The organism is Chryseobacterium nakagawai (genome assembly GCF_900637665.1).
GTDB classification, from domain to species: domain Bacteria; phylum Bacteroidota; class Bacteroidia; order Flavobacteriales; family Weeksellaceae; genus Chryseobacterium; species Chryseobacterium nakagawai.
In genome coordinates, this window is the sequence record NZ_LR134386.1 from 5,229,348 (window position 1) to 5,242,402 (window position 13,055).

The following is a 13,055-nucleotide window of genomic DNA, read 5'->3' on the forward strand; positions in this document are numbered from 1 at the left end:
TTAAAGGCAAAATTAATTAAAATGCAAGAGTCTTAATTAAACATTTTGCTTTTTTTTCATAAAGAAATTTTAATACGATTTTGATATTATAATTATTCGTAAAAATTTTATTTATTTTTCTTAAAATTAACATTTGGATTAAAAAATCAAAAAAATAAGACACCCATTTTTTTTAATTTCCCAATGTTAATTTTTTTTTAAATTACGATATTCACAATACGGTGAGGGACTACAATGATTTTTTTAGGGGTTTTGCCCTCCAAAATCTGTTGCATTTTCTCATTTGAAATCACCAAATCTTCTACCTCCTTAGCAGATAATTGAGCTGAAAGAGAAATTTTGAACTTCATTTTACCATTTACACTTACCGGATACTCAATTTCATCCTCGATTAGATAATCTTCGTTTAATGCCGGAAACTTCTCGAATTCGATAGAGGTACCATGTCCCAATAAACTCCACAATTCTTCACAGATGTGGGGTGCATATGGAGAGATGATAACGGCTAACGGCTCTAAAATATTGCGTTTGTTACATTTTAATTTCTGAAGTTCATTTACAGCAATCATAAATGATGATACTGAGGTATTGAATGAGAAGTTTTCAATATCATAAACAACTTTCTTTATTAAGGTATGTAAAACTTTATACTCAGCTTTTGTAGGCTCTTCATCAGAAACTTCAAATACATCTCCATTGAAATAAAGATTCCAGAATTTTTTAAGGAAACCATATACTCCGCTTAGTCCTTGTGTATTCCAAGGCTTGGATTGCTCTAATGGTCCTAAGAACATTTCATATAATCTTAACCCGTCTGCTCCATATTCTTCACAGATATCATCAGGGTTTACTACATTGTATTTTGACTTGGACATTTTTTCTACTTCGCGGTCTGTGATGTATTTTCCATCTTCCAAAATAAATTCTGCATGAGCATAGTCTGGTCTCCATGCTTTGAATGCTTCAGTATCCAATTCATCAGATGTTCCTTTTAATAAAGCTACATCAACATGGATCTGCTGAGTCTGATATTGGTTTGCTAAATTTTTAGACACATATTGATTAGTACCGTCAATTCTATATACGAATGCACTCATCCCAAGGATCATCCCCTGATTGATTAATTTCTGAAAAGGTTCATCATGATTGATATATCCTCTGTCTTTTAAGAACATATTCCAGAAACGGGAATACAATAAGTGACCCGTTGCGTGCTCACTACCTCCTATATATAAGTCTACCTGTCCCCAATAATCTGAAAGGTTCTTTGCACTGAATTCTCCATCATTTTGCGGATCCATATATCTAAGGAAATACCAAGAGCTTCCAGCCCAACCTGGCATAGTAGATAATTCTAATGGGAATATTGTTTGGTCATCAATTAAATCTGTAGAAACGACTTTCTTATTCACCTCATCCCATGCAAATGTTTTAGCATTTCCTAGTGGTGGATCTCCATCTTCGGTTGGTAAATATTTTTCAACTTCAGGAAGTTCTAATGGTAATGCAGAAACGGGTAATGTGTATGGCATTCCATCCTTATAATATATAGGAACCGGTTCTCCCCAATACCGTTGTCTGGAGAAAATAGCATCACGTTGTCTGTAGTTCGTCGTTCCGTGACCGATACCTTTCGTTTCAATTTCAGAAATTATTTTGGACTTGGCATCAGCATAATGTAATCCGTTTAAGAAATCTGAGTTTACACAAACAGAGTCTTTAGAGTCAAAAGAATTTTCCTGAACATCTTCTTCTGTTTCAACTACTTTTTTAATTTCTAAATTAAATTTCTTTGCAAATCTGTGGTCGCGTTCGTCATGGGCAGGAACTGCCATTACAGCTCCTGTTCCATATCCCATCAATACATAATCTGAAATATAGATTGGCATTTTTTCTCCGCTGAACGGATTGATTGCATAACTTCCCGTGAAAGCTCCGCTCACGTTTTTCACGTCAGACATTCTGTCTCTTTCGGTTTTCTTGGAAGTTTCTTCTATATAAGTATCTACTTCTGCTTTTTGAGCCTCTGTAGTAATAGTATCCACTAAAGGATTTTCCGGAGCCAACACCATAAAGGTTGCTCCAAAGATGGTATCAGGCCTTGTAGTGAAAACCTCTACAATTTCATTATGACCTTCTACCTGAAACTGAACCTGTGCTCCCTGAGATTTCCCGATCCAGTATTCCTGAGCATCTTTCAACGGCTGTGGCCAGTCTAATGTAGAAAGACCTTGTAACAGTCTTTCAGAATAAGCAGAGATTCTCATACTCCACTGCATCATTTTCTTTTGGAATACAGGAAATCCTCCTCTTTCGGATTTTCCGTCTTTTATCTCATCATTTGCTAAAACAGTTCCCAAAGCAGGGCACCAGTTTACCGTCGTCTCTGCTCTGTAAGCAAGACGATAGTTTAATAAGATATCTTCTTTATCTATATCGGAAGCATTTGCCCATTCTTCTGCGGTGAAATTCAATTCATCATTTTGATTGGCAATTAATCCTTCTGTTCCTTTTTCCTGAAAATGTTTGATTAAGGTCTCAATAGATTCTGCCTTATCTGTATTTTTATTATACCAAGAGTGATACAGCTCAATAAAGATCCACTGGGTCCATTTATAATAAGAGGCATCAGATGTTCTTACTTCTCTGCTCCAATCAAATGAGAATCCGATCTTTTTTAACTGTTCTTCGTATCTGTTAATATTTTGTTCTGTAGTAATAGCCGGATGCTGTCCTGTCTGGATTGCATACTGCTCAGCAGGAAGCCCGAAGCTATCATAACCTACCGGGTGGAGAACGTTAAACCCCTGGTGTCTTTTATATCTCGCATAGATATCTGACGCAATATATCCTAGCGGATGTCCTACGTGAAGTCCTGCTCCGGATGGGTACGGAAACATATCGAGTACATAAAATTTAGGTTTATCGGTATTGTTGGAAGTTTTATACGTTTGATTATCCTCCCAGTATTTCTGCCACTTTTTTTCTATCTGCTGATGATCGTAAAACACTTTATATAGATGTTTATATGTTAGACTTTAATATCGAATTGTTTTTCTTGCAAAACAAGATTCACAAAAATAATGATTTTAAAGGAAATAGAAATTTAATTTATGATGAATTACCATTCCCTGTAAAACAGAAGGTCTCACCCGAAGATGAGACCTTTATTATATCTTGAAGGACACTATTAAGATTGAGGGTTCACTCTTTTAAAAGTAATAGTTCTTGTTTTGTATATCGTAGGATCTTCGGTTTCTTCTCTTATTGATAAATTGAGCGTTGTTGCATCCAGTGTCATAACTTTCGTATTCACAGGTGCTACCACTCCCTGATATTTGATCTGAAGGGTTTTACCGCTTTTATCATATGAGTATGTAAAGTTTTTATCAGGTAAAATATTACAGGCTGTTCCTGTAGTAGGATCCTCCACATCTATTCTTTTCCCGGTTATTTCCGTACTGAACCACCATCTGGATTGTTTCTGACAGTCGGTATATGTAATCACATCTGAAATTGGCTGCTCCCCTACCTCAACGGTAGTAACCACCTCTTTTAGCGGTTGCCAGAGTCCAATAACAGGTTCATCTATAACAATATCATTGCTATTATTACAGCCGGTAGTTACCAATAATGATAAACCAAAAAATAGTAGTGCTAATTTCTTCATAGATCAATTTTTTCAAGCGCTAAAATTATAATTTTTTTGATTTATATTACTATTTTTTGTGAAAAATTATTTCATCGGCTTTTATTTATACATATTTTAAAACAGTAAGAGGCCATATTGCCTTTATTTAACAAATTTTGAACATACGAAAACATCTCCGTTTTATTAAAAAAGTTATTTTTGTAGGAAAGAAAAAAAATGCAGGCTATAACGAAAAACAATTTTGACTTCATCCGTGTTCTCCTCGCTTTCATTGTCTTTGTTGGACATTTGGGTGCGCTTAGCGCCTCTGAAAAGCTTTTATTTTTAACACACAGCCCTGTTGAAGTTGCCGTTTTTTCGTTTTTCATTGTGAGTGGTTTCTTAATTGCAAGAAGCTACGAAAGGTCTTCCAGCCTAAAAAGCTACGCTAAAAAGAGATTCAACAGGATTGTCCCCGCTTATTTACTTGTTGTATTCCTTTGCGCTATATTGCTAAGTCTGGTAAGTACTTTACCTTTCTCTGAATATTTCAGCAATACACAGGTGTACAAATATCTGTTCTGGAATTCAATATTCCTCAACTTTAAAGCTCCATGGCTTCCAGGTGTATTTGGAAATCAGGCCGTAAACGGGGCTTTGTGGACACTTAAGATAGAAATGTGTTTTTACATAGCCGTTCCCCTGATGTTTTTACTTTTTGGAAAAAATAATAAATACCGCACCACCAGTCTGATTGTTCTATATTTCCTATCTCTGGTTTACCTCAATTATTTTGAAATGGCTGGAAAAGCAGCGCTTTCAAGACAGCTTCCAGGTTCATTATGCTATTTTATTGGCGGAATGCTTCTGTATTTTCATTTTGATAAGTTTATTCAGCATAAAAATACCCTATTCATTGTTGCTATCCTTACGGTTTGGATTGATCTTATTTTTAAAATAAAACTATTCTCGCCTATGATGATTAGTATTATTGTTCTGTACATTGCTTATTCTTTTAAGTTCCTAAATAATTTTGGAAAATACGGGGATTTTACATACGGAATCTATATCTTCCACTTCCCTATCATCAGGGTATTTGCTACTTTAGGACTTTTTGCTAATTACAACCCATATCTCATGAGTATTCTATGTATGTTTGTAGTTATTGGAATAGGAATCGCTTCATGGCACCTTTATGAAAAAAGATTTTTATAATTTTACCGATATTTACAACACGAATGAAAGACCTGGTCTCCATTATCACTCCCAGTTACAATGCTGCTGATTTTATAGAAGAAACGATACAGTCTGTTCTTAACCAAACCTATGAAAACTGGGAATGGCTGATTACTGATGACCTTTCTAAAGATAACACGGTTGAAATAATCAGAAAATACAATGATCCAAGAATCAAACTTCAGGTTCTGGAAAAAAACGGCGGTGCAGGGAATGCAAGAAACAACAGCCTTGAGAGAGCTGAGGGCCGATATATTGCCTTTCTGGATTCTGATGACTTCTGGTATCCTGAGTATCTTGAGACCATGACGGATTACATGCAGGAGCACAATGCAGAACTTGTCTACTGTAATTATTCAAGATGTGATGAGCAGCTTCAACCCATATTAAAAGATTTTCTTGCGGATAAAATTGTCAATTTCTCCAATCTATTGAAAACTTGCAGGCTAGCTCCAGTTTCTACGATGTATGATACTAAACGAGTCGGAAAGTTTCTATTTCCTGTAAAAAGTAAGCGTGAAGATCATGTTATGTGGTTAAATCTGCTGAAAGTAATTCCGGAAGGAATGCCTATCAATAAAACAATGGCAAAATACAGAATGCGTGAGAATAGTGTTTCCAGAAATAAAAAAAATATCATTAAAGACCAGTATCTAGTATATAAGGACTTTATGGGATTCTCCACTTTAAAATCATTGTATTATACCGCAAACTGGGCAGTAAACGGATTCATGAAATATTCAAAAATATTCAACTAATGGAGTATTCAAAAGAGTTTAAAGCGGCATTGAGTGCTTTTTCAAGTACAGAGAAGGATAAACTTATTTTCAGGCTTCTGAGAAAGGATAAATTATTATCTAAAAAGCTATATTTCGAACTTATTGATCCGGAAACTACCGACGATAAGAGAAATGCTATGGAACAAAATGTAGAGGAAAAAATTATTTTGGCGTCAAAATATATTGGTAACACTAAATATTTCCTGACTATCATCAGAAAAATCAGTGCCGAAATTACTGAACACATCAAAATAACAACAGATAAATTCGGGGAAGTATCCCTGAACCTTCTGATGATTGATAAAATATTAGATCACAATAATGATCTGAGTAGACAACGGTTTGATAATGTTTACAAACTTTACATTTATATCATCAATAAAGTATTCAAGTCTCTCACTATAATTAAAAAACTGGATGAAGATTATTGGATGGAATTTGATGAAATTTTAAGACCCATACAGCAAAAAATATCTGAAAATCATTATCTCCAAAAACTATGCATTAACAATGGTCTTGATTTCAACTGGTTTGAGTGTGACCGTATTCCTGACAATATTGATCAAATCATGAAGGACATAAAGGGCCAGGGATTCTTAAGATAGAATCTTTTGTAGAATCATTTCTGTAGAATTGGGCTTTTCATCAACGAAATTCTTTGCATTTTCAGCCATACTTGCAAGTTCTTCTTCATGACCCTCATTAGCAAGAAATAAAACGAATTCTGCAGCTGTGGATTCGTCTGCAAAAGACTTTCCTCCATTCTTAGAAATAAGTTCATCTGCTTCAGGATTCTTTTTATAATGATTTCCGAAAATAACCGGAACACCAAATGTGGCAGCCTCCAGAATATTATGAAGTCCTGCATCATGAAAACCTCCGCCCACCACAGCTATATCAGCATAGGAATAAAGCTTTGATAGAAGACCTATACAGTCTATAATTAAGATTTGAGAATTAAAAATTAAGGTCTTAGAATCCTTGATTTCACTATACAATAAAGCATCTGGAAAGATATTTTTCAGGTGTCCTACCCGCTTCAGATCATGAGGTGCAATGAGTATTTTAATCGTGTTATTTTTACGGGAAATCATTTCTGTCATTTTCTCCTCTGCCTGCCACGAACTCCCAAAAACAACAGCTTTTTGACCAGCTATAAAGTCTGCAATATATTCAACCTGATTATCACGGTTTCGAAGTTGTTTTACCCTATCAAATCTTGTATCTCCTGTTACAGACGACTTCATCAGTCCTACACTTTTAGCTAAAGCCAATGAGAACTGGGTCTGATGAAAGAACCAGTCTACATTTTGTTTAAGCTGCTTGACAAACCATTTTCCATAGGAGGTAAAGAAAGATTGCGTCTCGTAGAACAAGGCAGAAATCACATAGATCTTTGTATTTTTATCTTTCAGTGCTTCAAGCAAATTATACCAATAATCATACTTCACCGTAAAAAATAGTTCAGCATCAAATTGTGCTATAAATTCTTTTACAGTACTTTTTTTATCAAATGGAAGATAGCAGATTACATCTGCAATATGTTGCTTTTTAATTACATTTTCATATCCTGACGGAGAAAAGAATGTTACCAAAATCTTATAATTTGGGAATTGATCTTTAAGCCTTTCCAGCACAGGTAAACCCTGCTCATATTCTCCTAAACTGGCAGCATGCATCCAGATTACCTTATCTGTTTTTGAAAAAGCAGACTTCACCCTATCTAAAGATTGACTCCTTCCTTCAACTCCTTTTTTAGTTTTATCATCAAATAATGAGAAAACTTTCATTCCAAAAATGAGAATGTTGATAAATATGTTATAAAGTAAATTCAATTTTAATAGATCTAGTCGTTAGACTTTGTTTTACCTTCCCGAAATGATTTTATAAGTCCTACTCCCACTACTGCTAATATTCCTCCTAAAATAAAGAAAACAGCATCGCTAAGCACTGTCTGCTTTCCTTCCGCAACACGAATACTTTCAACAATAATGTCCAAAAACAAAACCATTACAGGAAGTTCCAGAGAAAACAGGTACAGTTTCAGCGTTCTTTCATTACGAAAACTTTTAGGAATATTTAAAAGCCGTGAGTTTGGATCTTTTATTCCAATAAAAAGAAGATGAATAAAAGTAGCAATACATGGTAACGCCCAAATTGTTACCTTCCCAGATTCTCCATCAACATTCCCCTGAAAATCAAAATGTGTAGGAATTACATCAGGCAAATCAGCATATTTAACTCCTGTAAAAACCCAGATTACAACCAGTAAAAGAGTATTCACAATTAATAATATGCTGGAAGCTTTCATGTTTTAAATAATGCTTTTAAGTACTCTCAATTTATGAGTATGCTTATTCATTTCTTTATTAAAGATTCCTGTAGAATCCAGGGTATCAATTCTCACTTTCCCTGAAGCATGAATAATCTTCTGGTTCTCCAGCATAATACCTACGTGGATAATCTTTCCTTCGGCATTTTCAAAGAAAGCTAAATCTCCGGGCTTCGTTTCTTCTACAAAAGTTAGATCTTCTCCTATTTCTGCCTGCTGCGAAGCATCTCTTGGAATCTTAATACCGTGAACTTTATATACCAATTGAGTAAATCCGGAACAATCTACTGCAAAAAAGCTTTTACCTCCCCATAAATATGGTACATTAAGGAATTCTTTAGCAGTAAGAGCAACACTTTCTCTTACATCATGGCTTCTTCTTGACGCTACCACAGGAAATTCTACTTCAGAGCCCATTGATAACAAAGTTTTACCATCATTCATTATAACAGAGGAAAAATCTTCCGTAACTACAGTCACTTTTCTATTCGCCAGGTCTTCATCCGTTACTGTTTTTAACTGTTTGGTATCCATCCATCCTTCATAGTTATCATAATGCATTTTTATTTTAGTCCAGTTTTTATTCACTTCTAAAATATCCACACTTTCCCCAAACAATATTTCCGTAACTATTTCTGCCTTGTCAGAACCTTCTGCTCTCACGGGTGCTACTGTTACAATACAAATTCCTTTATTCATTTTATTCTTTTAGAAATTAGGAAGTTAAGAGAGTTAGAAATTACATCATCCAAATCTCTTACTCTTTTCATTTAATTACTTCCTGCGAAGGAAGTTGACTCCATCACGCAAAGGTAAAATAAGATTTTCAAAATCTTCATCTTTTGCTGCTAAATCATTCAATTCCTGAATAGACTGTGTAGACTTCAGTTTCGGATTTTCTTCCAGTACTTTTCCATACCATAGAACGTTATCAAACATCACTACTGATCCTGACTTTGTATGAGGTTTTATCAGTCTGAAATAGTCTGCATAATTTTCTTTATCGGCATCTACAAAAATTAAATCAAAAAACTCATCTGTTTCTTTTAGGAATTCTTTCGCATCCTGAAGTTTGAAATCAATCTGAGTAGCATATTCGCTGGATTCAAAATATTTTTTCGGAAGATAAGCAAGATCCTCATTCACATCCAACGTAGTAATTTTACCCTCTTTTGCTAATCCTGAAGCCAGGCACAGTGTGGCATATCCGGTAAATGTCCCGATTTCAAGAATGTTTGTAGGCCGTAGCATTTGGGATATTATCGTAAGTAATCTTCCCTGCTGATAACCCGAAATCATATGAGGCTGTGTGGTTTTCTGATAAGTTTCTCTTCTCAGTTTTTTCAGAATTTCGGATTCTGAGGAAGCATGTGCTTCCAAATATCTATCCATTTCAGGATTCTTTTCTTCAAAAAAACTCATACCATTTTAATTTAAACAAATTTAAGGATTTTAAACTTCTTTTTAAACAAACCATCTCTGTTCAGTATAAGATACAAAAAAGAGAGGAATTAATTCCTCTCTTTTTTCTTAAGTGTATCTAGCTTTTATGTAAAAAATCATTATATAGCGATACAATATTGTCTTATACCAGCACATACCCATCCTGGGCAACACTTTGTCTGTGGACTGCTACAAAATATCTGTGGATTGCACCCTGTAATAGCACCTTTTACAGTTTTCATTTCTCCTCTTGAAAGTTTTTTTGAATTTTTCATAATTATTTTGTTTAGTATTAATTTCCTACTCTTTAAGATTTTCGGATACCTCTATTTTTATTTCCTTTTATGGAGATTTAAATATACACATTCTTTTATTAATCAAATAATTATATTTAAATTAAAATATCTTAGAGAATTCAGCAATGAAACTTTTGGGAAAAATCCCATACAAAATACCGTGAAAATACGGATGTTTTTTCTGTAGTATTAATGATAAGTTTGCAAAGAGAACGAAGGGGTAAAAACACTAGAAAACAAAATGATTGCAGAAGATCAACCACAAACTAACCATGAGAATCAAAAAAAAGTACCTCCAAAAGGAAGTACACAGTCTTCTGCAAAAAAAGACAAGACTGAAATATCCAATCATTTTTTACGAAGAATTATTTCCCTTTTGAAAAAAGAAGAATTAATTTGATTAAAAAAATAAATCCCGAATTTCTTCGGGATTTATTTTTTATTATAGTTTCATTATTTCTTTGGAGCAATATCCATCAGTTTCATGAACTCATCCAACTTAGGCATAATGATGATTTCTGTTCTTCTGTTTTCTGCTCTTCCCGAAACACTCATATTGGTTGCTTTCGGGTTGTATTCGGAACGACCTCCTGCTGTAATTCTTGCAGGGTCTACTCCAAACTGAGTCTGAAGAACCTTAGCAACAGAAGTACCTCTTAATGCAGAAAGATCCCAGTTGTCTCTTGGTAAGTTTACTGAATTTAGTGGAGCATTATCTGTATTACCTTCAATCAATACTGAATATTTATCATAATCATTGATTACCTTAGCTACTTTACCTAGCACTTCCTGAGCTGCCGGTAAGATCGTGTAATCTCCTGTTTTGTATAGCATTTTATCTGAAAGGGAGATCATCACCACACCCTTTAACACTTTCACCTGTACATCTTCATCTGATACATTATCTAAAGATCTCTTCAGCTTGTTAGACAAAGCAAGGTTTAAGCTATCATTTTTAGCATTACTTGAAATCAGCTGCTTGATATATGAGTTGGAAGCGTTGATTTCGCCCACAAGCTTATCAATATTAGCAGAGCTTTTTCCTGTATTGGAAAGACATGCATCCAATGATGATTTTAAAGCATCATGCTGGCTTTTTAATAAATTATTTTCACCTGTTAATGCAGAGTTTTGAGATTTCAAATCTTGAATTTCTCTCTGTCTTTCTCCGATATTTTCAATACATTGCTTATAGTTTGTGCTTAAGGCATCATACTGCTTCTTGCTTACACAAGAGGTCATCCCCAACGCCATTGCAGAAACCGCTAAATTTTTTAAAATCTTCATAAGTAATCATTTTTAGACTACTCAAAGTTAGGAAAATTCAATTGAATTATATGGATTATCTTTGTATAAAAGAAATTCTCAACACCTATGTTGAAAAAATCAAGCTTCAGAAAACAATTAGAAAACCTTATTCACCAACCGGAAAACCACTCCTATCTTTTAGCAGTAAGCGGAGGGGCTGACTCTATGGCTCTGGTCTCATTATTCCGCGATTTGAGAGATGAAAAGCAGAATTTGGAATATTCATTTCAGGTGGCTCATATCAATTACAAACTTCGGGGAGAAGATTCGGATAGGGATGAAAAAGTAGTGCAGGATTTTTGTGAGAAAAATCACATCAGGTTCCATCTGTATGAAGTTTCGGAAAAGGATCAAAAACCGGATAATTCTATCCAACTTTGGGCCAGAGAACTTAGATATGCTTTTTTTAAGAAAATTCAGGAAAAGCAAAAACTGGAATATCTGGTTACCGCTCATCACCTCAACGATCAGTTGGAAACTTTTATCATCAATCTTTCCAAAGCTGCTGGAATCAATGGGCTAAGTGGGATTCCCTCCAATGACAATTATATCCTCCGTCCGCTTTTACCATTTTCAAAGCAGGAAATTTATCAGTTTACAGAAGAAAACAATATTGAGTTCCGGGAAGATCTTTCCAATAAAAAGAGTGATTATCTGAGAAACAAGATCAGAAATGAAATTGTTCCGAAATTACTGGAAACCAATGATCACTTTCTGGAAAACTTCAAAAAAAGTTCTTTATACCTCAATCAAACCAAAGATTTTGTCCAGAAACAGATTCAGGAAATAGAAAATCGCCTTACGATATTTAACCCAGACCATAAAATCTTATCAAAGGAAAAGCTGGATCAGGAAAGCGATTTCGTGAAATTTGAAATTTTAAAAAAATACGGCTTCAACCAAGAGGAAGAAATCCCTAAAATTTTTAAAGCAGAAAATAACCGTTCTTTTTTTTCAAAGGAATATCAGTTGATCATCAATCGTGATGAACTGATTTTTACGGAGAAAAATAATGTATCGGAAATCGAAGAGGAAATAATACTGATTCATCATTTTGATTTTTCCGAAAACCAAGTCCTCATCAATCTCGTAAATCATATTGAAAACATTAATGAAATCAATAAAAGATTTGAATGGGATTTTGATGCTGAAAAGCTTCACTTTCCACTCTATTTGAGAAAACAGCAGGATGGAGATGAGTTTTATCCAATAGGTTTTTCGGGTAAAAAGAAAGTTTCTAAATTTTTTAGAGACGAAAAACTATCTGTTCTGAGCAAGGAAAAGAGTTGGTTATTGTGTGATTCAAGAAACCATATTCTGGGAGTAATTCCTCTAAGACAGGACCGCAGGTATCAGACAGATAGAAATACTCAAAAAAAGATAACTGTAGTATGGACAGAAGAACAACTAATTCATTAGCTGTTGATGATTTTAAAAAAGACAGCAATATAGCTTTTGGTGTTTTGTACCAACAGTATTTCGGGTATACAAAAAAATTTATTCTTAAAAATAAAGGTAACCTGGAAGATGCAGAAGATATCTTCCAAGATGCATTACTCATCCTCTATGAAAAATTGCATGCTGACAATTTCAAAATCCAAACCTGCTTGGGAAATTATCTCATTGGAATTTCTAAAAATTTGTGGTTAAAAAGATTAAGAAATAGAAATTTTTATGTAGAATCTCGTGAAAATTATTTTACAGAAAACTATCAGGAAATTAATTCTGCTATCGAAAATGAAAAATATTATTGGGAAAAGCTGGTTGGTTATGTTAAGTCTATCTCTCTGCATTGTCAGAATCTGATCCATGATATTTTTATTGAAAATAAAAGTATTGAGGAAATCCAGAACAAATACCAATATTCCAGCAGGCATAATGCCCAGAACCAAAAATACAAATGTGTTGAACAAATCAAAAAAATAAGAAATAACAGTATTTTTTCAACCTGAAAACCAATACATTACACAAAATAATCAAATTAACGGGTGATTTTCCCTTTTTAATGGAACATATAAAAAAAGAAACAT

The 13,055-nt window shown here is 34.2% G+C and carries 14 protein-coding genes; 6 read left to right on the forward strand and 8 right to left on the reverse strand.

Annotated elements, in window-relative coordinates:
- Window positions 1–197: 197 nt before the first annotated feature.
- Together leuS and EL260_RS23725 are read right to left on the reverse strand one after the other, a co-directional pair.
- Window positions 198–3,011 (reverse strand): leucine--tRNA ligase, encoded by a 2,814-nt coding sequence (gene leuS / locus EL260_RS23720; protein ID WP_123857938.1) that lies wholly within the window; start codon window positions 3,009–3,011, stop codon window positions 198–200.
- Between the two features lie 179 nt (window positions 3,012–3,190).
- Entirely contained in the window at window positions 3,191–3,670 is a 480-nt protein-coding gene (locus EL260_RS23725) for a lipocalin family protein (protein WP_123857939.1), read from the reverse strand.
- A gap of 198 nt (window positions 3,671–3,868) precedes the next feature.
- Here EL260_RS23725 and EL260_RS23730 point away from each other — a divergent pair, with 198 nt between their 5' ends.
- The 3 genes from EL260_RS23730 to EL260_RS23740 are packed head-to-tail and all read left to right on the forward strand — an operon-like array spanning window position 3,869 to window position 6,251.
- Window positions 3,869–4,846, forward strand: coding sequence for an acyltransferase family protein (locus EL260_RS23730; protein ID WP_123857940.1), 978 nt, complete (start codon window positions 3,869–3,871; stop codon window positions 4,844–4,846).
- 23 nt (window positions 4,847–4,869) lie between these two features.
- Window positions 4,870–5,625, forward strand: a complete 756-nt coding sequence (locus tag EL260_RS23735; RefSeq protein WP_123857941.1) for a glycosyltransferase family 2 protein — start codon at window positions 4,870–4,872, stop codon at window positions 5,623–5,625.
- Window positions 5,625–6,251, forward strand: a complete 627-nt coding sequence (locus EL260_RS23740) for a deoxyuridine 5'-triphosphate nucleotidohydrolase (protein WP_123857942.1) — start codon at window positions 5,625–5,627, stop codon at window positions 6,249–6,251. Before EL260_RS23735 ends, EL260_RS23740 begins: the two co-directional genes overlap by 1 nt.
- On the opposite strand, the gene EL260_RS23745 is transcribed toward EL260_RS23740, so the two are convergent.
- From EL260_RS23745 to EL260_RS26290, 5 genes are all read right to left on the reverse strand, one after another.
- A complete protein-coding gene (locus tag EL260_RS23745; protein WP_123857943.1) occupies window positions 6,243–7,481 on the reverse strand; it encodes a 3-deoxy-D-manno-octulosonic acid transferase in 1,239 nt (412 codons plus the stop codon). The two genes, EL260_RS23740 and EL260_RS23745, sit on opposite strands and share 9 nt — an antisense overlap.
- Window positions 7,482–7,492: 11 nt before the next feature.
- Window positions 7,493–7,957 (reverse strand): DUF1648 domain-containing protein, encoded by a 465-nt coding sequence (locus EL260_RS23750; RefSeq protein WP_123857944.1) that lies wholly within the window; start codon window positions 7,955–7,957, stop codon window positions 7,493–7,495.
- A 3-nt stretch (window positions 7,958–7,960) separates the two neighbouring features.
- Entirely contained in the window at window positions 7,961–8,677 is a 717-nt protein-coding gene (locus tag EL260_RS23755; RefSeq protein WP_123857945.1) for a C40 family peptidase, read from the reverse strand.
- Between the two features lie 75 nt (window positions 8,678–8,752).
- Window positions 8,753–9,400: an O-methyltransferase gene (locus EL260_RS23760; protein ID WP_123857946.1), complete on the reverse strand. Its 648-nt coding sequence runs from the start codon at window positions 9,398–9,400 to the stop codon at window positions 8,753–8,755.
- 140 nt (window positions 9,401–9,540) lie between these two features.
- Window positions 9,541–9,696 (reverse strand): CCPGW family putative bacteriocin, encoded by a 156-nt coding sequence (locus EL260_RS26290; protein WP_449506068.1) that lies wholly within the window; start codon window positions 9,694–9,696, stop codon window positions 9,541–9,543.
- A 262-nt stretch (window positions 9,697–9,958) separates the two neighbouring features.
- On the opposite strand from EL260_RS26290, the gene EL260_RS25765 reads away from it, so the two are divergent.
- Complete coding sequence (locus tag EL260_RS25765; protein ID WP_164466571.1) at window positions 9,959–10,117, forward strand: hypothetical protein; 159 nt, start codon at window positions 9,959–9,961, stop codon at window positions 10,115–10,117.
- Between the two features lie 53 nt (window positions 10,118–10,170).
- Here the strand turns inward: EL260_RS25765 and EL260_RS23765 are convergent, their stop codons facing one another.
- The gene (locus EL260_RS23765) at window positions 10,171–11,004 is read right to left on the reverse strand and encodes an OmpA family protein (protein WP_123857947.1); all 834 of its coding nucleotides are present in this window, start codon (window positions 11,002–11,004) and stop codon (window positions 10,171–10,173) included.
- Between the two features lie 87 nt (window positions 11,005–11,091).
- Between EL260_RS23765 and tilS the strand changes: the two genes are divergently transcribed.
- Together tilS and EL260_RS23775 are read left to right on the forward strand one after the other, a co-directional pair.
- On the forward strand, window positions 11,092–12,444 hold the full coding sequence (gene tilS, locus EL260_RS23770) for a tRNA lysidine(34) synthetase TilS (RefSeq protein WP_123857948.1): 1,353 nt from the start codon (window positions 11,092–11,094) through the stop codon (window positions 12,442–12,444).
- Window positions 12,417–12,977: an RNA polymerase sigma factor gene (locus EL260_RS23775; RefSeq protein ID WP_123857949.1), complete on the forward strand. Its 561-nt coding sequence runs from the start codon at window positions 12,417–12,419 to the stop codon at window positions 12,975–12,977. The genes tilS and EL260_RS23775 overlap by 28 nt, the downstream gene beginning before the upstream one ends.
- The last annotated feature ends 78 nt before the right edge of the window (window positions 12,978–13,055 follow it).

Excerpts from the sequence above, each read along its gene's own strand:
- EL260_RS26290 (WP_449506068.1), bottom strand. The coding sequence starts at position 9,696 with ATGAAAAATTCAAAAAAACTTTCAAGAGGAGAAATGAAAACTGTAAAA.
- EL260_RS23735 (WP_123857941.1), top strand. The coding sequence starts at position 4,870 with ATGAAAGACCTGGTCTCCATTATCACTCCCAGTTACAATGCTGCTGAT.
- EL260_RS23775 (WP_123857949.1), top strand. The coding sequence starts at position 12,417 with ATGGACAGAAGAACAACTAATTCATTAGCTGTTGATGATTTTAAAAAA.
- EL260_RS23725 (WP_123857939.1), bottom strand. The coding sequence starts at position 3,670 with ATGAAGAAATTAGCACTACTATTTTTTGGTTTATCATTATTGGTAACT.
- tilS (WP_123857948.1), top strand. The coding sequence starts at position 11,092 with ATGTTGAAAAAATCAAGCTTCAGAAAACAATTAGAAAACCTTATTCAC.
- EL260_RS23740 (WP_123857942.1), top strand. The coding sequence starts at position 5,625 with ATGGAGTATTCAAAAGAGTTTAAAGCGGCATTGAGTGCTTTTTCAAGT.
- EL260_RS23730 (WP_123857940.1), top strand. The coding sequence starts at position 3,869 with ATGCAGGCTATAACGAAAAACAATTTTGACTTCATCCGTGTTCTCCTC.
- EL260_RS23760 (WP_123857946.1), bottom strand. The coding sequence starts at position 9,400 with ATGAGTTTTTTTGAAGAAAAGAATCCTGAAATGGATAGATATTTGGAA.
- EL260_RS23750 (WP_123857944.1), bottom strand. The coding sequence starts at position 7,957 with ATGAAAGCTTCCAGCATATTATTAATTGTGAATACTCTTTTACTGGTT.
- EL260_RS23765 (WP_123857947.1), bottom strand. The coding sequence starts at position 11,004 with ATGAAGATTTTAAAAAATTTAGCGGTTTCTGCAATGGCGTTGGGGATG.
- EL260_RS25765 (WP_164466571.1), top strand. The coding sequence starts at position 9,959 with ATGATTGCAGAAGATCAACCACAAACTAACCATGAGAATCAAAAAAAA.
- EL260_RS23755 (WP_123857945.1), bottom strand. The coding sequence starts at position 8,677 with ATGAATAAAGGAATTTGTATTGTAACAGTAGCACCCGTGAGAGCAGAA.